A 23011-nucleotide genomic window follows, 5' to 3' on the forward strand; every position below is an offset into this window, starting at 1 on the left:
TCGCAGATACTAAACCTAAATGATCTAGAACTTTACTGCTTGCTTCCATATCAATACAAAATAAATTAATAATCAATATAAAATTGCATAATTATTTAATTAAAAAAAACTTTTTTTAGTGCGGAATGTCGGTTGTATGATTTTTAATGAAAAATAAAATTATTGGTAAAAATTTTGGTGGCATATTTTCTTATATGTTAAGCTTAATAAAAACATTTACATCTAAGTAATCAATTATTTTTAAAATTAAAATAAGTTAAAAAGGGTACCTGGGGAGTTGCCTTTTAAAATATAGTTATAATTAATGATTTTGATAATCAATCAATAAAAATAAATATTTATAAATTTTATAGCCTGGTCTATACACGGTTTTAGCTCAAAGTGTGAAAATCCTATTATATACTGTACAATGTTTTAAATATTTCAACTACCAAAAATTTGGATATGTATTTTTTTTTATGTATTTACGTTGTATTGGTATGAGTCGGGAGTATACTATAACTGTTGTGTGTTGGTACTTTTTCAGAAGAAATTCGGCTCCTTAGTTTCCTAGTGGAAGTTCTGGGCGACTCGATGCGGAATTTGTGTTCTTCATAAATATGTCATTATAAAATGATCGTGATGGCAAATTTTAGTTGGTCAATACCAATATTTTTTATTTAGTATTTTTTTAATGTTAAATGTTTATAAAAATGAATATAGATAAATTCAACGATTCAGTGCTATCTAGAGAAGCGCAAGATCAAGTTAGAGGAGGAATAACTTGGGGGACAGTAGGCTGGGTTAGCGTAGCTTCATTTGGAACTGCTTACCTGATAGCTGAGGGATGTCGTGAAAAAAGTGATAGTGATAGTGATAATGAGAGTGAAGAATAAAAGGCAGCTATCCAGATGATCTAGTTCTTCTTGAAGTATTTTCTACTTTCGTAAAACTTACTTAGCTATAAACCGCCGACATGCGAGGTCTTACTTTTTTGAGGGCAAAAAGATTTAAAAAAAATCTTTTTGCCCCAGAAGTAAAATGTTAAAAATCTGCATAAAAATTTGAAGACAAATAAAATCACTCTTGTGGAGCCTCAAAAGGAGTATCTAACTTTGATTGGATTTTTATGCAGATTTTTTATAACTCCCCAAGTATATCAAAAAAATTGACTTAGGTATGTAGCTGAACGTATAAATTTTCAGTTAATGCTATACTTTGTCAACTCAAAAATTTCTTTTACGATCTTATCTGCTGCATTGGCATGCAGTAAGGAAAAATCATGCATTTGTGCTTTCAGCGCTTCTTGTTTGGTTGTATCATACATTAAACCAATACTTTGAGGCAATAAAGAATCCGTACATTCTGACTCTTTGACCAATACAACGGCTCCTGCCGTTACTAGGGGTAATGCATTTTTAGTTTGATGGTCTCCTACTACATTGGGAGAGGGTACTAATATGGCCGGTTTTTGCATGATACAAAGTTCTGCAATAGATAATGCTCCAGCTCTAGCAATTACAACGTCTGCTGCTACATAGGCGGTTTCAATATTGTCCAAAAAAGGATAGCACCGTATATCATGGTGTACATTATGTGTAGTTAAATAGTCATTAATGGCATTAAAATACTTCTTGCCTGTTATCCATATAAGCTGGATTCTTAAGGAAGTTATTTCAGTAATACCTTCTAAAATAGTTGTATTTAATTTACTTGCACCACCGCTTCCACCTGCTACTAGTAAACATTTTTTATCAGGAGAAAAACTAAAAAATGCTAAAGCTGTTGCTTTATCTTTTTTCCCCATTTTGGAAATAGATGAACGTACAGGATTTCCAGTCACTATAACTTTCTCTTTTGCACAAGGGAAATCTACATCTGTATATCCTGTGCAAATTTTATTGACGATTCTTGATAATAACCTATTCGTTAATCCAGCAGAGCTATTTTGTTCTTGAATAAGTGTTGGAATATTTTTAATATAGGCTGCAAATAATGTTGGGAAACAGGCATATCCACCAGTACCAATAATTGCATTGGGTTTAAATATATTGATAATCTGATTAGCTTGATATAGACTTTTCAACATAAGGAAGGGTAATCCAAGATTTTTAGCAATATTTCCTCTCTGAAAGCCTTTTATATCAATATACATCATTGGATAACCAACATTAGATACTAAATCTATTTCCAGTCCTTTACGTGTACCTACAAATAAAATATTAACGCCCGGAACGTGTTCTTTTAATCCATTAGCAATCGATATAGCAGGATAAATGTGTCCACCAGTACCACCACAACCAATTAAAATGCGCATAGGTTTTATATATTGCTTATTAATATATAGCCTACTTATTGCTCCTCTTCAAGAACACCATGAGGATTATGAATCGTATATTTTTTTAAATCCTTTGTAGCACATAACCCTACCCCTTGCAATATATTTTTTTTGTTTATTATAGTAATTGGTGCATCTGTAAAGATTAATTCTTTTTCTATACTATATGAAAGTTGTTCTGTAGTTATTTTTATATTTTTTTTAGAACTGGTAATCATCACATTCCCATTTAAAGAAATTTTTTTTTGTTCCTTATCGTAAAACAATTTATCAGCTTGAATAAATGTAGGGCTTTCTATTCTACTGATTTTCTCTTCTGTGTCTATGTTCTCTTCTATTGTAGTTTCTATAACAGTGATTTCTATATTACCATTGAGTACTGCATTGCCATTTTTATATTGACACATCTCAAGGGCTTTAACCATTAGTGTTAAAGCACCTTGTTCTGTACGGAATAATTCAAACTGGGTAGTTTCTACTATTGGTATTTGATCATATAACTGATCTTGAGCATGAACTGATGTAGATATTCCAATAATGCTAAAGAAACTGAAGCGTAGCAATACCCTAATAAGGTTCATTGGTTTTCTACCATTCATGTTCATAGGAGGCTCTCGTTCCAAAGTCAACAGCTAAATAAATTTTAGAACCATTACTTGGATCAACCATACCTAATAGAACTGGACCATTAGTGATTTGAATCATTTTAGCGAGTTCTACAATGTTTTTAACAGGTTGTTTGTCAAAAGATATTAAAATACATCCTTTTTTAAGCCCAGCAGTTTGAAACTTCCCTTTCATGATATCTTTTATCAAGACACCATGAGTGAGTTTAAGCTTTTCTCGTGTTTTTATATCAATATCGTGGAAAACAGCACCTTCTACACGTAAGGCATTATTTTCTTGTACGATACGAACCTCATCTGGTTTCTTTTCTAAAATTACTTCTATTGTTTTTTCCTTTCCTTTTCGATACAGTTGAATGGCGATTTTATCACCTGGTTTAGAGCAAGCTATTATCTCCTGTAAATCAGATGCTTTATTAATTTTTCGATTATTGATTTGGGTAATTACATCTTCTTTTTGCAACAATTTTGCACAAGGACTATCGTCTTGAACGGAATTGATATAAACACCTAGCACCTGTTTTAGTCCCAATTTTTTGGCTAATTCAGCAGTAATATCCTGAATAGTTACACCCAACAATACACGTTGTACAACACCATATTGAATAAGATCATTGGCCACTTTCTTAACTAGAGAAGAGGGTATGGCAAAACCATATCCCATAAATGAAGCTGATCTAGAAGCATAAATAGCCGTATTAATACCTACCAATTCTCCATATAGATTTACTAAAGCTCCACCACTATTTCCTTGATTAATAACCGCATCTGTTTGTATAAACGATTGGATCTTTAATTTTCCATTCTCCATACTCCTTCCTAAGTCTCTAGATTTAGCACTTACAATTCCTTTGGTTACCGTAGAGGTTAAGTTGAATGGGTTGCCAACAGCCAATACCCAATCTCCTATTTCTAGTTTTTCAGAACTTCCTAATACTAAAATAGGAAGATTTTTGTCTTCAATCTTTAAAACAGCTAAATCTATAGCAGGATCTGTTCCAACAAGTTTGGCTACGTAAGATCTATTGTCATTTAAAGTTACTTCTATATGATCAGCGCCTTCAACAACATGGTTGTTGGTAACAATGTACCCATCTGTTGTATAAATAACACCAGAACCAAAAAATTCTTGAGCAGGCTGCTCATATTCTTTAGGATTTATTCGAAAGGAATCACCAAAAAAATCTCTAAAAAGTTGATCTAAAGGATTATTTAAAGGATGTCTAACGATTTTAGCATCTTGCCTAACCTTTATATGTACTACTGCCGGAGTAGCAATTTTAGCAGCATAGGTAAAATCAGGTAAATTCGGTGGCACATGATTATTCACAGTGCTGAAAGACTCATTATCCTGAGAAACAACTTCTTCTTCTTTCTTAGTAACAAGATTAGGATGATTGACCAATAATGTTTCAGGATTAGTAGATGTTGTACTTTCAGAGAAAGGATTGATTTTTTGCTTACCTAACCCTAGGGACAACGCCAATATAGAGACAGTAGCAACACCCAAAGCTTTTTTTACAACGGTTTCTTTATTAAATTGATTATCTTTACACATGGTAACCTTTTTATGTTTTATATATTTATAAACAGCGTACGACTAAAATAATAAAAAAGTGAGAAATACTAGCACACAAAGTTACAATATAATTAATGTAGGAACATGCAAATGTATATCTGGCTATAATAGAAGTAAAAGGCTAAAACATTTTCACCTATTACAAGTATGCAACAACCATTAATTATTTACAATAGTCTAACCAGGCAAAAAGAATTATTTCGACCACTTAGTCCTCCTTTTGTGGGAATGTATTTATGTGGACCTACTGTTTATGGCAAAGCCCATCTAGGGCATGCACGTGCAGCCATTACCTTTGATGTGGTATTTCGCTATCTGCAATATCTAAATTATCGTGTGCGCTACATTCGCAATATTACTGATGTGGGTCACCTAGAAAGGGATTTGGATGATGGGGATGATAAAATACAACAACAGGCTAGACTAGAGGAAGTTAGTCCTATGGAAGTAGCACAGCGGTATACGAATAGCTATCGAAAAAATATGGAGCAGCTCAATGTACTACCTCCTAGCATTGAGCCTTGTGCCAGTGGGCATATTCCAGAACAAATCGCAATGATCGAGGCTATTATACAACGTGGCTTAGCTTATGTTGTGGATGGTTCTGTATATTTTGATGTTGCTGCATACAATCAACAAGTAGATATATATGGGAAACTCTCTGGGAGAACCATTGAAGAAACGCGTTCAGGAACTCGTTCATTAACAGGGCAAGAAGGAAAAAGAAATGCTGTAGATTTTGCGTTATGGAAAAAGGCAACGCCAAGGCATATTATGCAATGGCCCTCTCCATGGGGAGTAGGATTTCCCGGATGGCATATTGAATGTTCTGCCATTTCTACAAAATATTTAGGACCACAGTTTGATATTCACGGTGGTGGTATGGATCTGGTTTTTCCTCACCATGAATGTGAAATAGCCCAATCTCAAGCAGCATCTAAAACTAATTTAGCTACTTATTGGATGCATAACAACTTGGTTACCATCGATGGGGTGAAAATGGGGAAATCGTTGGGTAATTTTATTACCCTGGATGAACTTTTTTCAGGGAATCATGCAGTATTAGACCAAGCTTATAGCCCTATGACTTTGCGTTTTTTTATGCTACAATCCCACTATAGGAGTACACTTTCTGTATCTATGCATGCCTTGAAAGCAGCACATCAAGGTTATCGTAAATTGCTAAATGGTTGGTATTTGCTTACTACCTTCCAACACAAATCCGTAGAATCATCTCTAACAAGTAGTGTACTAGATGCTGAAATCTATGCAGATTGTACAGATTGCCATAACGCAATGCGTGATGATTTTAATACGGCAAAGGCTATAGCAAGCCTATTCAATTTGCTTAAAAAGGTAAATGGGCTATACAATGGGCAACTTAACCCTGAAACTATATCAATAGCGGCATTTGATCAGTTGCGTACAACGTATATGACCTTTGTCACAGATATCTTAGGACTAAGAGAGGATAGCGAAAAAACGGCTACTGAAACGATGGAAATACTACTAACCATTTATCAAGAGGCTAAAGAAGCAAAACAGTACCATCAAGTAGATTGGATACGGTCTGCACTACAGAAGATAGGAATAGCTATAAAAGATCATGCCAAAGGGGTAAACTGGGAGTATCTGTGAAGATCTATTTTGTATTTATTTATACAATTTTAAAATTTATTCGTGCCATAGAGCTATTGCATACCATAAATTTATAGGTAACTTGTATTCAAAATATAGAAGTTGCTCATATGATTTATGAGCCTATATATTGTGTAGTAAATGTGTAGTAAAATCAAATTAAAAGGAAGGATATGATCAAAAATTCAAACAAAAAGCTCTTAGCAGCATTGGCATTAGGGCTGTCAACATCTTGCTCATTGCAAAATAGCAAGTCTCACTTTAAAGAAGGAGCAGATATATCTCATCATCAAGGAGACATAAAATGGGGAGAGCTAACTCCTGAGAACAGTGGGAAAACTTTTATTATTGCAAAGGCAACCGAAGGAAAAACTTGGCAGGACCCCAGATTTTTGGATAATTTTAGAAATATATGCGCTAATGGTTTTCAAGCTGGTGCTTACCATCGTTTACGATTTGGCACTGGTAGTACGCCTGAAGAACAAGCTGATAATCTTTTTAATCAATTAAGATTAGCTGATAATGAGTGGGCGACAAAAAAACCAATTATATCGCTGAACACAATATTCGTACCAACAGATCGGGATGACTATACAGTGGTTAGTGAGTATGTAGAGAAGTGTGTTATACATATCAAGGATAACTATAATGTAACTCCTTACATATACACAAGGCAAAATTTCTGGAACGATCATGTGAAAGAAACTCCTGAAATAGTCAAAGAATGTCCGTTGTGGATTGCCAGATGGAGGGATCAAGAACCATCACCAGCAGAATTATCAAATGGTTGGAATGAATGGACTATATGGCACCATAGCAATCAAGGATCTGTTCCAGGTATTACAGGCAATGTTGATCTAGATAAGATGAAGGTTTGCTCATAATCCTTATATGTTCTAACCTATGTAAAAAAACCAGGCTTATTATACTATAGTATAATAAGCCTGGTTTTTCCTTCTTTACATATGCATATTCTGAAATTTTTCTTGCTATAATTCAGCTTCAATAGCTTCTATTACCTTTGGACTTAAAGGATCTGTTATGGAAGAAAACCATGTAACTAGTTTTCCTGTTTTACCTAGTAAATATTTATGAAAATTCCATTTTGGCCGACCAAGAGTAGATACTTGCGTAGCAGCCCAGGCATAAAATGGATGTATAGTAGCTCCCCGAACGGCTGTCAGCTGTGTAATGGGAAAATTTATTTCACCACCTTTACGCTGAATCCCATTTCTGATATCACAAGCTTCCTCAAATTCCTGTTTTCGAAAACTTTGGGATGATACACCAAGTACGGTAAACCCACGAGCATGATAACGGTCATAAAGCTGTTGAAGTGAACTAAATTGTTTTGCAAATCCACATTGTGAGGCTGTATTGACTACTAAAATAACTTGTGGGTCTGCACTAGGCAAACGAAATATAGTGTTATCCAATAGTATAAATTCGCAATTTGGACATATGGTATCATGCATATTCATAAGCTTATAAGATTTAAAATATGCTATATTTCAGATAAAATTATCTAAAAAGTTTCATAACATCTACCAACCGATGGGCATACCCTCCTTCATTATCATACCAACTCACTACCTTTACTAGTTTACCACCAATATAGGTTAAATTTGCATCAAAAATAGCAGAATGCGTATTCCCTATAACATCTACAGAAACAATAGGATCTTCCGTGTAAGCCAATATTTGTTTAAATGAACCTTGAGCTGCCTCTAACATGACTTTATTCACCTCTTCTTTCGTAGTATGTGCTTTTAATATGGCTGTAAAGTCAATAACAGATCCATTGGCTACAGGCACACGCATGGCCATTCCATCTAGTTTTCCTTGTAAATGAGGTATAATAAGTCCTATTGCTTTAGCTGCACCGGTAGAAGTTGGAATGATAGACACTGCAGCAGCCCTTGCTCTTCTTAAATCTTTATGGGGTGCATCTTGTAGCGATTGATCTGCAGTATAGGCATGTATGGTATTTACAGTTCCTTGCTCTATTCCGAAATGGTCATCCAGTATTTTTACAACTGGTGCTAGGCAATTGGTTGTACAAGATGCATTGGATATAATCTTTGGTTTAGTCTTTACAATAGCATCATTGATACCGAATACGACAGTAGGAATGGTTTTCTCCTTAGCTGGAGCAGAAATAATAACATGTTTTGCTCCACTAGCTATATGAGCACCAGCACCCTGTGTATCTAAAAAACGGCCTGTAGACTCCAAAACAATATCTATACCTAATGTTTCCCAAGGTAGCTGATGGGGATCTGCACTAGCATAAACATGAATCCGTTTGCCACAAATCGTTATACTTGACGCATCACAGGTAATTTCACTTTTAAAAGGTCCATAATTAGAATCATATTTAAATAAGTGAGCCAATGTACTACTGCTAGCTAAATCATTGATAGCAACTACTTCTAAATCACTATCTTCTAGAAGTGCGCGCAGTGTTAATCGACCAATACGTCCAAATCCATTAATAGCAATTTTCATAATATATTATACAGATAAAACAGCGTCAAGTTGTGTTAATAAATTTAATTGATTTTTAGTTGTCTTTTTGAAAATTGTAAACTTATCTCCCATGCTTAGTGCAGTAGGATTATTACACAATTTAAGCGTAAGAGATGGCCACCCTTTATACAGGTAGATCAGTGTAGCTAATAATTCAACCCGTTCACTTTTATTAAATCCAGTCTCATAGACAGATAAGAAATTATAAATACTTTCCTCTTCTGCTTTATCAAACAATTCTTTCAATACTTTCTGATCTGCATGTCCAAATTCCATGATAAGCATTAAAAATCGTTTTCTATTTTCCCCTTGTAAGGGTAGCTTATCACCCCAATCATCTTTATGCTCTGTAGGTTCTTGTAATTTTTCATCAAGTAATATATCGATATCCATTACTTGATCGGAATAAAATAAAATAGTGTCATCTTCTTTGTTTTTATCTTGAAATTCATCTTTAACCTGTGTACTACCATGGCTACCAACGTCAGCAACGGATGCATAATGCCTTACTGAATGTGGTAGACCTTCTGCCTTTCTAGCACTTGTAATAATTTTTATCCTATCACTATCTGATAATCTTGCCAACTTTTTTTGGATATTTTTATCTACTAACTTTAGCTTTTTAGGTAATTTCGATTCTAATAATTCATCTATCTCAGACTGGTTTTTGCATTGTACAACACTATGCTTTAAATGAATAGATTCTTCCTCCTGTAAACTTTTTAGTAAAGCTATATACATATTTTGCGTTTGAGCGTTTGTACTAAGAAGTATATTAAAGTCATTTAGGCGTTGGGTTAGCATTTGATCTGTCTTCTGGAGATCAGTCGATTTAAACTTTTGAAATTCTTTTTTTAATGAAACTACCTCATGTTCTGGTAACAATTTAACCAATTTTACATAGTTTCTCTGAATAAACAACCTGCTATCTATAAATGTACGTAATTCATCCTGTTTAGAAATATGCTTAATTTCTTTCTCCAAAATTAATTTGCCATCATCATCCAAAAGGCTACTAAGCTCTAAATAGGCTTCCTTGCTCTTTTCAGGCAACTTCTTTAGCTCCAAATTCCTAGCAGGAATTAACTCTGATTGCACACCACCACAACCTGTCAAAAAAACTGAGCATACAAGAATCAAAATAAAAGAAAACGAAAAAAACATTCTTTTTTTTCGTTTTTGTTCTGTTAGCATAATATATCCATTATAGTTAAGCCAATAAAAAAATGATTTTAATATGTATGTGTAAAGTATTACAATAGACGATAAAACAATCTAAACTAAAACAACTCATCTTAAACTATATAAAGAGGGTCATCACTGCATTCTACAAAAAAAATAATAAATCAACAAATATCATAAAGAACCCATAACATTATAATCAGCTGTTTTTTACTGATTAACAAAGTATAATTAATTTTTTTCATAGGAACAGAGAGCAATAAATTAATACCATTTTCCCTGTGATATGACCTGTTTTTTTACGAATTTCAGTCTTTAATTTAAATTTGATTGGATGAAAATAATTTTTATGGGTACTCCTGCTTTTGCAGCTTCAGTATTAACTGCTTTGATCGAAAATAAAAGCTACGAGATAGTTGCCATTGTCACCCAACCTGATAGACCTATAGGACGTACTAAACAATATATAGCTTCTGCCGTAAAAGAAGTGGCTTTAAGACATGGATTACCTCTTTTTCAGCCATACAGTCTGAAATATGATTATAGTTTCTTACCCATTGTTGACTTTATCATTACATGTGCTTACGGACAATTACTCTCAAGAGAGGTTCTCAACCTCGCTAAAATTGCGGCAATCAATATACATGCTTCGTTTTTACCAAAGTTAAGAGGGGGGGCACCCATTCAGCGAGCCATTTTAAATAATGAAAGCAAGACAGGTGTAACGATTATGGAAATGACAGACGTATTAGATGCTGGACCAATCTATAAACAATCTGAAGTAACCATTGATTTAAATGATGATCTAGATTCACTTTCTGGTAAACTTGCTACTGCTGCTTGTGCACTGTTGTTAGAAAGCTTACCTCAAATTGCCCGTGGAGCACTTGTTAAACAAGTGCAAGATGTCAGTGCTGTTACATATGGTTTAGTCATCAAACGTGAAGATGAACGGATTAATTGGCATAAATCTGCTCTAGAGATACATAATCAAGTTCGTGCTTTGAATCCAGTTCCAGGTGCCTATACTACTTTGGGCAATTTAATTATTAAAATATGGGAGACTTCCCCATCAAATTTTAGGGGTAAATCACCAGTCGGGAAAATCATTATTGATGGCACACGATTGCTGGTTGCCGCTTTAGATGAAACTTTTTTAGAAATTAAAGTTTTGCAGGTTGCTGGAAAAAAAAGAATTGCTGCTTTGGATTTTATCCATAGCTTACAAAATAAAAAATGGTCTAGTTTTCAATAGTTTGTAACAAATTCAGTTTGGGATTAGTATGCAGTAATTTAATATTATACCCCACATTCCGCACCTTTTTTTAGATTCTTATTAATTAAATTAAGATCAATTGATAACATCAAAACTATTTAATATTACTTCAAAAACAACATTTTGTAGAATATATTGTTTAATGAAACACTCATTTCATAATGAATGATTAGGTTTGCTTCCTTATTATACTAAATAAAAAGTTACCATACAATAGTAAAGCAAAAAATTATTACTAATTAGTAGTTTCTAAAACTTATACTCTGTACAAAGTTTTACTTTGGCTATGAAAGTATATTACTATACAATTATAAAAATTATTAGTAATCAATTATAAAATAATTGTAAGATTTGCATTTTTTGGTGCGGAATGTGGGTTATACTGATTACAATGCACAATAATTCCAAACTGAAGTTAGTCTAATCTAGGTGTTCCTTAAGTTCTATAGGCACTTTAACTTTAACAATACCAGGACATTGTAATAGCTTTTTAATTATCTCTTTATGAGCATTACGAGCTGCATAATCAAGAGCCGTAGAGCCATGTTTGTCTTTTCTATTTACGTCAATTTCCGGATGTTTTAATAATTCTTCAACTACGTTTGCATGACCATCGCGAGATGCATAGTGAAGAACAGTGACTCCATTTGTATCTAGATCATTGATATTAATTTTCCATTTTTTCAAATAATTAAAAAAATCAGGAAAAATCTTCTCAGGAAAAATCTGCAACTTAGATGCTAAATTTGTATAAAGAACAAATTCTATAGTACTATTATAGCTTTCCTGAAATTTAGGATCTTCTAATGTCTTGAATATATGAACCAATTGTAATAGATGAAATCTTTTTGCTGCTATTTCAGCAGGAGTTTCTCCAGCAGTATTTTTTGTCTTCAATAATTCCAATAATTCCTGATTACCACTTTCATTATTATAAAAAGATATAGTAGGTGCCTTGATTTTTCCTGTATTATCAGTATTATATGTAACCTTATAATGATTTAGTATTATTTTTAATATTTTTTCATCAGGATATAATGCTATTAGATGTAAGATCGTATTACCGTATTTATCTTTTTTCATTATGTCAGCACCACGATTTATCAACTCTTGACATACCTCACCCTTATTATTTTTGGCTGCTACTAACAACGCAGTTTCTCCATCAGCATTTGTTAAATCAATATCTTTAAAACCACAATTGAGCAGTTGTTCAATTGTGGTTTTATGCCCATTTTGGGCTGCTAAATGGAGAACGAAGTTCCCTCCATATTTTGTAGTATTTATATAATATTCAATATTATCAATTTTTTTTAAAATTGGAATAATCCACCCATAGCCAAAGTACGATGCACGAAGAACCAAGTTTGCAATAAATTCATTATTTGTTTTTTTTAAATCAGCATTACTTTTCCCTTGTTTTTTATCTATTTTATCTAAAGGTATCAAAGGAATTGTTTCCTCTTTTTTATTTTTATTGTACAGATCTGATGAATTTCGACTGCAATTTGTAATAAGTAGATGCAACATCACCATGATAATAATGTATAAACATTGTTTCATACGATTTGATAAGTGACTATGGTTAATCATAAAATATTAATTATTTGCTAAAAAATGTCTTAAATATGAATTATATAATATAATAAATATATATAAATCTTACCTTTTATGACATTATTATTTGTAACTAATTAGATATAACTGACATGAAGTTATACTTCTTTGTTAGATTTTTTCATTAAAATGGTGAATATCAAATAAAAATATTATTTATCGAAAAAAAGGAAAAATAATTCAATGTCGGTTTTTAGTTTACACTTGTATTTTTTAGATTCACAAGATTATGGATTTCAGCGGTTGTCATTTCTGTAATCCAATTTTCTTCTTGATTGGAATACCTGCCCTTCTATTTATCCTTTATTCGTGTTTTCTGCTGCTCCTATAACGGACTTTCTTCCGTTTAGTTATATGATCTAAGAAAGCATCTCTATCAACTATTTCATTGCCTCCTGAATCATATAATTTATATTCATAATCATCAAGATTACGATAATCACTGCCAAAATTTATACCTATAATAACAATATCTTTATTCTGACGAATATATTGCTGTATATATTTAGCATTTTGAGCTTGTTCTAATGCAGTATCAGCATTTTTCCCATGTTTTAATTCAAATATATACGTAAGATTTGGTATGGAATTAATAACAATATCTATTCTTCCTAAATTAGAACATTTTTCACTTTCTGGATGCATTCTAGCACCTCTAAGAAAAGCATGAAGTACTGCATGATAAAAAGCCTCGTTCCTATTTTGCTGTTGGTAATAAGCATTATACGGAATGCTTGCAAAAGAAGATGCTAAAATAGATATAAAACCATCTATATCTACATCAGATAATGCTTTTATTACGTCATCTTCTTGATACTCACCTTCCGATTCTAAATCTTTTTCAAATTTTTTAAATAATAGATTATAAAAAGATTTTTCAACTTCTCCATTAGGAAATTTTAATAATATTGGATCATCCATTTGTCTAAGTTTTCCATCATCCAACGAGTTTTCATACTTATCAATGGTTAAATATCCCCCTTGAAACATGGCACCATCCACCGTTAAACTATCTTCATCGGGTTCTATTAATTCATATTTAGTAACCGAAATAGGTTTACTAAAATCTTTAACATTTGATTTGCTAACTTTTTTAACTAAAAAAGTAGGTGTTCCTGTGTTGATCCAATAGTTATTTAGTTCCCCACTTTGCAAAAACATTAGGGTGGATAGTGGATTATATACAGCTATCGTATCATCTTCAGGATGAAACTTGTAACCATTATACATGGAACGCATTTCTCCAACTAGTATATCTCTACTTATATTTCTTTTTTCTGCTAATTGATTTATTCGTTTATAATAGACAGAATCCTTATTTAAAAGATCTTCTTCTTTATAGCCAGCTACAGTTGTATAATCTGGACTAAGTGTAATATCATTTAAGTTATTAGGACCGGAATAAGTATCTCTAAAACAGTAAGAACTAACGCCTGTGACAAATTCTAACTTAATAAAGTTATTAGCAGTAAGGCTTTTAATCTCAGTTAGAAAATCTCGTACAATCAAACGATTACTTTCTTTTATAACGGGATCTAATTGATTAATAAATGGAGCATCGTATTCGTCTATTAGGACTACTATTTTATTTGCATAATCATTTAGATCTGTCATATTTTTAACAAGGTTTTCCAATCTTGATTGAAATGTATCACCTGTTACAGTCAATTTATAATCTGAAGCAACATCTTTTAGTTTGTCTTCTAAGTATAATAGAAGATTATCAGGTGTTATATTACCTTTTCCTCCAAAATCTACTCTAATGACAGGATATTTCTTCCAATCATAACCAGAATTATAGATATAGCTATCTTGAAATAGCTCTTTATTTCCTTTTGCTATTTCTTCCAATGTGCTAACAAATAAAGACTTACCAAATCCTACGGGGACGAGAAAGAAATACAGTAGCTTCTTCTTTAAATAACTTTTCAGCATGGTATGTTTTATCTACATAATATCCTGATCGTATTACAGCTTCAATGCTAGATTTACCAATAGGCAAAATTCCTGTGTATGTTAATTTTTGTCTTTTACTATCAGAACCTATTTCTACATCTTCTGCTGGTCTTTTATTTTCTAAATTTTTTGGATCTTGATGCATACCATACTTATGTGTTTTATATGAAAATAAAGATAGTATAAGACACAGTAATATCAATTACTGCTATTTATTAGCCATATTTTTATGATATTCATAATCATTACAAAAAAAGGTTCGGAATGTGGGATTAAGCATTTCCTCTAATCCTTTTATTATTTTGTATTGCTGTTTTTTTCTTTTCTAATTCTTCTACGTTTATTACGCCTGCTACAAATTCTTCATTACTAAACACAAATTTCTTTTTAGGATCCTTAGTAAGATTGTTATTGCTGTCTTGCCGTTTTACTGCAATCATACATTCATTGATATTGCGATGATTGATGTCCTCTCTATTAAAAATACAATTCAAGCCTATATGTACGATCTTCTTTTTTCTAAAATATTTACCAGAATAGTTTTTGTGTTCTATCTGTGCAATGGCCATTTCAGCACTCTGATTCTTTTTCAATTCTATAATGTAAACTACATTATTCTTTATATCGTCCATAGTTATATCTGATCGCCCACTACCGGAATGTTCTTCTACACGAATTCTAGGGCCACCTACTGTATGATGACAAACACCATTGAGAAAAGCATGAAGAATATTTTGAAAATCTTTTTCATCATTTTTAAGTGCTTCATAGCTTGTATTCGCAAAACAAGCATCCCTAAATAGCTGCAATAAACGAGGCCAATCTTCTTGCTGTAAAGCTGCAAGTACATGCTCTTTATGATGTACGCCTATCTCTTTTTGTTCATCTAAAAACACTTCCTGTATATTTTGTGCAAGTGCCATCTTTACTTCTTCGTTAGGAATTTTTAATGCATATTGCCCATTAGCAGGATTATAGGTATCTATGGTTAAATAACCTGTTTGATACATTAAAGCTTCTAAGCTTAACGGCTTTTTGCTTTGTGTAAACATGATATCATCTTCAGTAACGTAAAATCTTAACTTTTCCCAATCCAAATCAAATCTATCAATTTCATCTCTCATCTGATTGAGTAAAATACTAGGATCGCCTGTTCTATACCAGTAACCTTGCAAATTTCCTCTCTGAAAAAAAGATAATACAGAATTTGGGTTATACATAGATGGTCCATCATAAGAAAATCTATACCTATTGTAATAGAATTTTATAGCATCCATAATACCTTCTTTAGTATATGTTTGTCCTGTACGTTTTTCCATCTCTCGTATGACATAATTGAACCTATTCTCAAACAGATTTTTGATATCTTCTTCTTTATAACCAGTAACATCTGAAAATGCATTTTCTAAAGAAACATCATTACCCTGAAATATATTGGCACCAGAACCTAAGTTCACCAAACTAAACTTAGTTACACCGGTTAGAAATATTAACTGGCAGTCACCAGCGCAACTTTTAACGACAGTGAAAAAATCTTTAAGCACTTTTATACAATCATTATGTTGCTTTGAACTCCAGTCTAAATTGACTACAGGGCTGTCATATTCATCTATTAGAAGAACTATTTTGGGTTCGTAACCATTTTTTAATATTTTTAAGTTTTCAATTAAATTTTCATAATAAGATTGAAAAGAGTTATATCCAATTGGATTATGAAGTTTTGATTCTACACCATATTTCTTAGCAGCATTATATAGCAATCTTTGCAGATCTGCCTTTAATATTTCAGAGGTTTCATTATTTAGTTTAGAAAAATCTAATCTAATCACTGGATATTTTTTCCAGTCATATTTTATGATCTTTCCATTTTCATCTTTAAATGCTCCATTATAGATAAAGTAATTTTTAAATAATTCCTTATCTGTTTCTCCTTCAGCAATGGTAGCAATGGTACTTATCAATAATGATTTCCCGAATCTACGTGGACGTACCATAAATGTAGGCTTCCCTTCTATTAAAAGCTTGCCAGCAAATTTGGTTTTATCTGCATAATAACCAGACTCTATAACATTTTTGATATCGGCGTCTCCAATAGGAAGACGATCTAGATCCATTTCTGCTTCTGCTACTTGCTCTATTATTTGTTCTAAGTCCTCTCCTACTCTTTTATTTTCTTGTTCCATACCATACTTATTTGCCTTACATGAAAATAAAGATAGTATAAGACATAATACCATCGTATAAATTGTTTTATTGTTTTTAACAATCATCTTTACTTAAAAATTAATTTTTAATCGCCTCGATATGTCTTAATGAGCTATGTAGGCTGTAATGTCTTAAGAAGACTACATGAATGATACGTGTAACAGAGGATCATTACCTCTCATGAAGACAGATCAGGCTATATATTTCTAATTACGCTACCAAAGGTACAAAAATGTTTTCAAATCATAATGACTTTTTCCTTTATGTTAATCACCACCTAAAATTGTAGATTCAGTGCAATCATGTTATCTTGTGCAGGTATTTGATATCCATTTATATTATTAACCAATTTATAATTATTACTTTACGTGTTATTTCCATCAAAGAAAATTTTCTTGCTAGATGCCATGTCACTGATTTACAGGGCACACTATGCATTTGGCAATACACCACCTAGCAATGCGCAAGGTATTAAAACGGGTACTATATTAGGATTTGTAAATACATTGGTAGAAGTCTTACAGAAAGAAACACCTACACACGTAATAGTTGCTTTTGATGCAAAAGAAAAGACCTTTCGTCATGAGTTATTTCCAGCTTATAAGTCGCACCGACAGGCACAACCAGAAGAGATTTCTATAGCGATTCCCTATATTCGAAATATATTAGACGGATTTGGCATTTCTTGTATAGAAATACCTGGTTATGAAGCAGATGATTTGCTAGGTACATTGGCCAAGAAAACAGCCAAAATGGGATTTAAAGCTTACATTATGTCTTCAGATAAAGACCTATGTCAGGTTATAGAAGATCATATCTATATCTACAAGCCAGCTAGCAATGGCCAAAAATCTAGCATACTGGGAGAAAAAGAAATTTTAGAGCAATGGGAAATCACTAGGCCAGAACAGGTAAGAGATATTTTGGCGCTCGAAGGTGATGCTTCTGATTTTATTCCTGGCATTCCCTCTATTGGAAAAAAGACAGCTAGAAAACTTATTAAAGAATTTGATAACCTTGAAAATCTATTGGCACATGCCGATCAGCTAACAGGTAAATTAAAAGAAAATATTATTCGCTATGCCGATCAAGGTGTGCTTTCCAAACAACTGGCCACAATTTGTACAGAAGTATCCATAGACTTGGATATGGAGCAATATATGTATCATGGACCAGATAAGACAAAATTAGAACCCATATTTGATGTACTAGAGTTTAAGGCTTTAAAGAAAAGATTATTTGGTATAACAGATATAAAAGAGATAAACAAAACACCAAGTTTATTTGATAGCCTCAAAGAGAAAGAAAAAGATGCTCAGCCCCATACAACTTTTAGAGATATCCATACTACACCCCATACATATACGCTCATACAGCGCTTAGTAGATTGTCAAAATCTAGTCGAAAAACTGCAAAAAGAAGCAACATGGGCTTTTGATACAGAAACTACTGGCCTAGACCCGCATATGGCAAAACTATTGGGTATTTCATTTTCATGCAAAGCTGGAGAGGCCTATTATTTATCTATCCCTACTCACCCAGAAGAGGCACAGTCATTCCTACTACTGCTGCAGCCATTATTATCCAATGGCAATATACTTAAAGTTGGACAAAACCTTAAATATGATCTGATTGTATTACAGAGACATGGACTAAGTGTTGCCCCTCCCCTATTTGATACAATGATTGCACATGCTTTGATTGCCCCAGATATGCGACATAATTTAACCGTATTATCCAAACAATATTTGAATTATACACCTATACCTATAGAAGAGCTTATTGGTCCTAAAGGGAAAAAACAACTTAATATGGAAATAGTTCCATTGGAGCAAGTTACAGCATATGCAGCAGAGGATGCAGATCTAACATTACAGATTTATGAAAAAATATCGCTAGAGCTACAAGCAGAGGCACTTGTAAACCTATTTTATAAAGTTGAAATGCCTTTGGTACCTGTATTGGTAGCTATGGAAATAGAAGGTGTTACCATTGATGTTTCATTTTTATCGACATTATCAGAAAATATACAATCAGAAGCTGAGCTATTAAAAAAGAAAATATTTGCATTAGCTGAAACAGTCTTCAATATTAACTCTCCCAAACAACTAGGAGAAGTATTATTTGAAAAAATGAAAATCAGCACAAAACCTATTAAAACCAAAAGTGGGCAATATGCAACAGGAGAAGAAATATTAGAAAAACTCATCAAAGCTCATCCTATTGTTGAAACCATTATGGAATACCGTGAACTACAAAAGCTCCTTTCTACCTATGTAGAGGCATTACCTAAAATGGTGCATAGTAGGGATAAACGTGTACATACTTCTTACCAACAAACCATAGTAACTACAGGTCGACTGAGCTCAACAGACCCAAATTTGCAAAATATACCTATTAGAACAGAAAGAGGACGAGCCTTACGAAAGGCCTTTATTCCACATAACAAAGGAGATTTTTTACTTTCGGCTGACTATTCTCAAATAGAACTTCGGGTTATGGCTGCTTATGCGCAAGATGCTACCATGATTGAGGCTTTTAGGGATGATAAAGACATTCATCAAATTACAGCAAGTAAACTTTTTAAAATTCCTTTAGAAGCAGTAGACGCCGAGATGCGCCGTAAAGCCAAGATAGCCAATTTTGGAATTATTTATGGTATCTCTGCTTTTGGTCTTTCGCAACGTATGGGCAACTTGTCTAGAACGGAAGCTGCCCAACTAATTGATTCTTACTTTCAAGAGTTTCCAGGTATTAAAAGGTATATGGATAAAACCATAGCAGATGCCAGAGAAAAGGGATATATCACTACGTTGATGGGTAGAAAACGTTTCTTACCAGATATCCACTCTAGAAATGCTGCTGTAAGAGGCTTTGCAGAACGAAATGCCATTAACACGCCCATTCAAGGAAGTGCTGCAGAAATGATTAAATTGGCGATGATTCCTATTCAAAATTGGCTAGAGACAAATAGATTTAAATCTAGATTGATCATGCAAGTACACGACGAACTGGTTTTTAATGTACCTCGGGAGGAATTAGCCCACATAGAGGAACATGTTCCCCTATTTATGACACGGGCTTTACCCTTAGAAAATGTTCCTATTAAGGTAAATTGCGGTGTTGGCCTCAACTGGCTAGAAGCACATTAGATCAAATCCATATTCCGCTGAAGAAGGTTAAGAGCTATAATTACATAAGTGAACAGATACTGTTAACCTAGCTTACTGCTTTTTTAGCAGCATTATACCCCTTGGTACATACCTTTTTAGCCATTAAGGCTAATCGCTGCCATGGACTCAGCTTCGGTATAGGAATATCAGTTGGAACGCTAATCGAAGGCGTTTTAGACTGACGTAGACTATTTCCACCAGAATTTTTAGAAGATTTTTTTGTTATCTCTTTGTTTGTAGCATTAGATGAATTACCACTAAAATTTGTACTACTATTAGTAGTATTTTCAGAAGGCTTAGTATCACTTCCAGCAGAGCTGCTATTACTCTGTCCTCCAGAGGACCCTGATGTATTTTGAGCGGTAGTATCACTATTGCCACTGCTCAAGCCAGATGAGCTGCTTCCCGGCTCACTGCCTCCTCCTCCAATACCTCCTCCACAGCCACCAGGTCCATTGCCCGCAACACCCCCTTTAGAACTACCACCTTCAATACTACCCCCTTTAATCTCACCACCTCCAATACTACCACCCTTAATCTCACCACCTCCAATAGTAGCACTTTCAAACTTAGCAACTTCAACATCACGAACTTTCAAACTATTATCAGAAACACTCGTATTATTTTTAAGGGCACTACCAACTCCATTAGAACTACCAGTCCCGCTGTAAACATTATCAGGCCCACCGTTATAAGCACCTGGTGGTGCTCCACTATAAGCACCATTTGTACCATTTGGGGTTGGCGCAAAAGATTCTTCATAAGAAGGGGGGGGAGTAGGCTGATGGGTTATACTAGCTGGAGCTGAAGTAGATCGTTTTACACGATCATTTTCTTTTCCTAGAGCAGACTTTCCGCCACCTGAGGGAGGATGCTCTTCTAAAACAGAAATACTCGCTTCTGCCCGAATCAATGTACCATCAGTTTGGAACATAGAATAGGTTACATTCAAATCAACAAGTCTGCCTTTAAAATCAATTTCCCCCCATATTATACGAATATAGTTTGGCGCATTATTTTTTTTATTAACGTTAAAAGCTACATCTTGAAGCTGTTGTACTTGCTCCATAACATGAATGGTATTACTTCCAGGAATAATACCTGTATTATCAAACAACAGACTAAAAGTAAGCAACCTGGGGGGAGATTGACTATATCTCAGCAAATTAAGACCTGTAATTACATGGGTAACATGGTACTCAACTGCACTTTTAATAATCAAGTTCTCCGGATTGATAGATGTAACAAACTCCCCAGAAAAAGAAGAAAATGTATTATCTTTACATGCTTTAATAGCTAATTTACTGATATTACTCATAATTACATAAATAGATCACTTTTCGATCATTTTTATTTATCTTGTTTCTCGTTCTTCTAATAGATTCGAAAAACCTTTTATTAATGCCAATTTTTGTTGCTCCGTATTCCATAATAAATCGACTGCAACATGCTTAGGAACATCTATCTTTTTATTAATAATATAAGCATTTAGGTCTTAACAAAAACATTATTTGTGTTATTTTGTTTTCACTAATCTAGAATAACCGATAGCAATAGTTCTCTCCTATGCCAATATTTGATTGGCCTTGAGTGTGCCAAGAATACAAAAGAGTGAGTAGAGCGACAGCCCCTCGTTAGAACCCATCGTGCCCTATTAAGGCAATGGGCTCAAGATAGTAATGTGCGCTTAGCGTGGCGCAAGCTCGATATGTCTTAATGAGAGATAGAGTAGACTGTTTTAAGTATCATTAATGTAGTCTTCTTTATTACCGCATACATAGCTCATTAAGACATATCGAGCAGTAAAAAACAAAAGTTTTGAAAAATGGTTTTCCAAAAAAACACAAGGTTTTATGCAGTATTACTGTGTCTTACACTATCTTTATTTTTGTGTAAAACAAATAAGTATGGTATGAATAAAGACTTAGACTTAGAAAAGAAAAGACCATTAGATATAGAAATAAGCTGTGATACTAAAAGAAAAAAACTAGAATACACAGGAATTTTACCTATTGGTAAATCTAGCATTGAAGCTGTAATTAGGTCAGGATATTATGTAGATAAAACAGACCATGCTGAAACTTTATTTAAAGAAGAGGCCACTGTATTTCTCTCTCGTCCCCGTAGACTTGGTAAGTCTTTGTTTGTTAGCACATTAGAAGAAATAGCTAAAGGAAATAAAGAGCTATTTCAAGATTGCTATATCTATAATAAAACGAACTATGATTGGAAAAAATACCCTGTGATTAGATTAGATTTTTCAAGATTAGTTAATGAAACACCTGAAAATCTAAAAGAATCAATTCAAAGGTCTTTACAAAGAACAGCTATAAAATATGGCATAGAGTCAAAAATACTTGCTTATAGGAAAGCATTAAAAAAAATTTCTTCTAAAGAAGAAAATGATTTTTTTCAAGAATATTGTATAGACTTGGTTGACAACTTAATAACCTTAGAAGGTTACGAACCTAAAGTAGTTGTACTAGTAGACGAATATGATGCTCCTTTTATTAATCAATCATATCCAGGTGTAAAAGAAAGTAACCGTTTGATTGTAAGAAATTTTTTAACTGTTATTAAAAGCCTTTCTGGTGACAATAAGATTAAGTTAGAATTTGTTACTGGAGTTAGTTCTTACTGTTTTAGAGATACTTATTCAGGTCCTAATAACTTAAATGATATTACACTTAGTCCAGATTATACAACTGTAGCTGGCTATAAAGAAGAAGATCTTTTAAATAAGGATTCTGTCTATTATAAACGAATAAATCGATTAGCAGAAAAAAGAAATATAAGTAGCGATGTACTAGTTGGAGAAATACGTGCTATGTATAATCCCACATTCCGCACCAAAAAATGCAAATCTTACAATTATTTTATAATTGATTACTAATAATTTTTATAATTGTATAG

17 protein-coding genes are annotated in these 23011 nt (G+C 33.2%); 6 read left to right on the plus strand and 11 right to left on the minus strand.

The features are described from left to right. Positions 1-719: 719 nt before the first annotated feature. Positions 720-875, plus strand: coding sequence for a hypothetical protein (locus CCPUN_RS04725; RefSeq protein ID WP_165941924.1), 156 nt, complete (start codon positions 720-722; stop codon positions 873-875). A 305-nt stretch (positions 876-1180) separates the two neighbouring features. On the opposite strand, the gene murG is transcribed toward CCPUN_RS04725, so the two are convergent. The 3 genes from murG to CCPUN_RS02955 are packed head-to-tail and all read right to left on the minus strand — an operon-like array spanning position 1181 to position 4501. Beyond that, the gene (murG, locus tag CCPUN_RS02945; RefSeq protein WP_133282096.1) at positions 1181-2296 is read right to left on the minus strand and encodes an undecaprenyldiphospho-muramoylpentapeptide beta-N-acetylglucosaminyltransferase; all 1116 of its coding nucleotides are present in this window, start codon (positions 2294-2296) and stop codon (positions 1181-1183) included. 35 nt (positions 2297-2331) lie between these two features. After that, positions 2332-2916, minus strand: coding sequence for an LPS export ABC transporter periplasmic protein LptC (gene lptC, locus CCPUN_RS02950; RefSeq protein ID WP_204594647.1), 585 nt, complete (start codon positions 2914-2916; stop codon positions 2332-2334). After that, entirely contained in the window at positions 2906-4501 is a 1596-nt protein-coding gene (locus CCPUN_RS02955) for a Do family serine endopeptidase (protein WP_133282098.1), read from the minus strand. The genes lptC and CCPUN_RS02955 overlap by 11 nt, the downstream gene beginning before the upstream one ends. A gap of 168 nt (positions 4502-4669) precedes the next feature. Here CCPUN_RS02955 and cysS point away from each other — a divergent pair, with 168 nt between their 5' ends. Continuing rightward, a complete protein-coding gene (gene cysS, locus CCPUN_RS02960) occupies positions 4670-6160 on the plus strand; it encodes a cysteine--tRNA ligase (RefSeq protein ID WP_133282099.1) in 1491 nt (496 codons plus the stop codon). Positions 6161-6333: 173 nt separating this feature from the next. Continuing rightward, a complete protein-coding gene (locus CCPUN_RS02965) occupies positions 6334-7044 on the plus strand; it encodes a glycoside hydrolase family 25 protein (protein WP_133282100.1) in 711 nt (236 codons plus the stop codon). Between the two features lie 105 nt (positions 7045-7149). Here the strand turns inward: CCPUN_RS02965 and CCPUN_RS02970 are convergent, their stop codons facing one another. From CCPUN_RS02970 to CCPUN_RS02980, 3 genes are read right to left on the minus strand one after another with little or no spacing between them, the layout of a single operon-like run. Continuing rightward, positions 7150-7641, minus strand: coding sequence for a glutathione peroxidase (locus tag CCPUN_RS02970; protein WP_133282101.1), 492 nt, complete (start codon positions 7639-7641; stop codon positions 7150-7152). Between the two features lie 40 nt (positions 7642-7681). Beyond that, positions 7682-8668, minus strand: coding sequence for a type I glyceraldehyde-3-phosphate dehydrogenase (gene gap / locus CCPUN_RS02975; protein ID WP_133282102.1), 987 nt, complete (start codon positions 8666-8668; stop codon positions 7682-7684). A 6-nt stretch (positions 8669-8674) separates the two neighbouring features. Then, positions 8675-9883 carry a hypothetical protein gene (locus CCPUN_RS02980; protein ID WP_133282103.1) on the minus strand — a complete coding sequence of 403 codons (1209 nt, stop codon included), beginning with the start codon at positions 9881-9883 and terminating at the stop codon, positions 8675-8677. A gap of 322 nt (positions 9884-10205) precedes the next feature. On the opposite strand from CCPUN_RS02980, the gene fmt reads away from it, so the two are divergent. Next, positions 10206-11126, plus strand: coding sequence for a methionyl-tRNA formyltransferase (fmt, locus tag CCPUN_RS02985; RefSeq protein ID WP_133282104.1), 921 nt, complete (start codon positions 10206-10208; stop codon positions 11124-11126). A 441-nt stretch (positions 11127-11567) separates the two neighbouring features. Here fmt and CCPUN_RS02990 read toward each other — a convergent pair whose 3' ends face one another. The 4 genes from CCPUN_RS02990 to CCPUN_RS03005 form a co-directional block, all read right to left on the minus strand. Then, positions 11568-12596 carry an ankyrin repeat domain-containing protein gene (locus CCPUN_RS02990; protein WP_165941925.1) on the minus strand — a complete coding sequence of 343 codons (1029 nt, stop codon included), beginning with the start codon at positions 12594-12596 and terminating at the stop codon, positions 11568-11570. Positions 12597-13067: 471 nt separating this feature from the next. Then, complete coding sequence (locus CCPUN_RS02995; RefSeq protein ID WP_133282106.1) at positions 13068-14699, minus strand: AAA family ATPase; 1632 nt, start codon at positions 14697-14699, stop codon at positions 13068-13070. Beyond that, the gene (locus CCPUN_RS03000; RefSeq protein ID WP_133282107.1) at positions 14635-14865 is read right to left on the minus strand and encodes an AAA family ATPase; all 231 of its coding nucleotides are present in this window, start codon (positions 14863-14865) and stop codon (positions 14635-14637) included. The genes CCPUN_RS02995 and CCPUN_RS03000 overlap by 65 nt, the downstream gene beginning before the upstream one ends. 127 nt (positions 14866-14992) lie before the next feature. Then, a complete protein-coding gene (locus CCPUN_RS03005; protein WP_133282108.1) occupies positions 14993-16990 on the minus strand; it encodes an AAA family ATPase in 1998 nt (665 codons plus the stop codon). 303 nt (positions 16991-17293) lie between these two features. Here CCPUN_RS03005 and polA point away from each other — a divergent pair, with 303 nt between their 5' ends. Continuing rightward, positions 17294-20077, plus strand: a complete 2784-nt coding sequence (gene polA, locus CCPUN_RS03010) for a DNA polymerase I (protein WP_133282109.1) — start codon at positions 17294-17296, stop codon at positions 20075-20077. Between the two features lie 67 nt (positions 20078-20144). On the opposite strand, the gene CCPUN_RS03015 is transcribed toward polA, so the two are convergent. Beyond that, positions 20145-21416, minus strand: coding sequence for a CIS tube protein (locus CCPUN_RS03015; RefSeq protein WP_133282110.1), 1272 nt, complete (start codon positions 21414-21416; stop codon positions 20145-20147). Positions 21417-22010: 594 nt separating this feature from the next. Here CCPUN_RS03015 and CCPUN_RS03020 point away from each other — a divergent pair. Next, positions 22011-22991, plus strand: a complete 981-nt coding sequence (locus tag CCPUN_RS03020) for an AAA family ATPase (RefSeq protein WP_165941927.1) — start codon at positions 22011-22013, stop codon at positions 22989-22991. Positions 22992-23011 lie beyond the last annotated feature (20 nt).

This window comes from Cardinium endosymbiont of Culicoides punctatus (genome assembly GCF_004354815.1).
Lineage (GTDB): Bacteria > Bacteroidota > Bacteroidia > Cytophagales > Amoebophilaceae > Cardinium.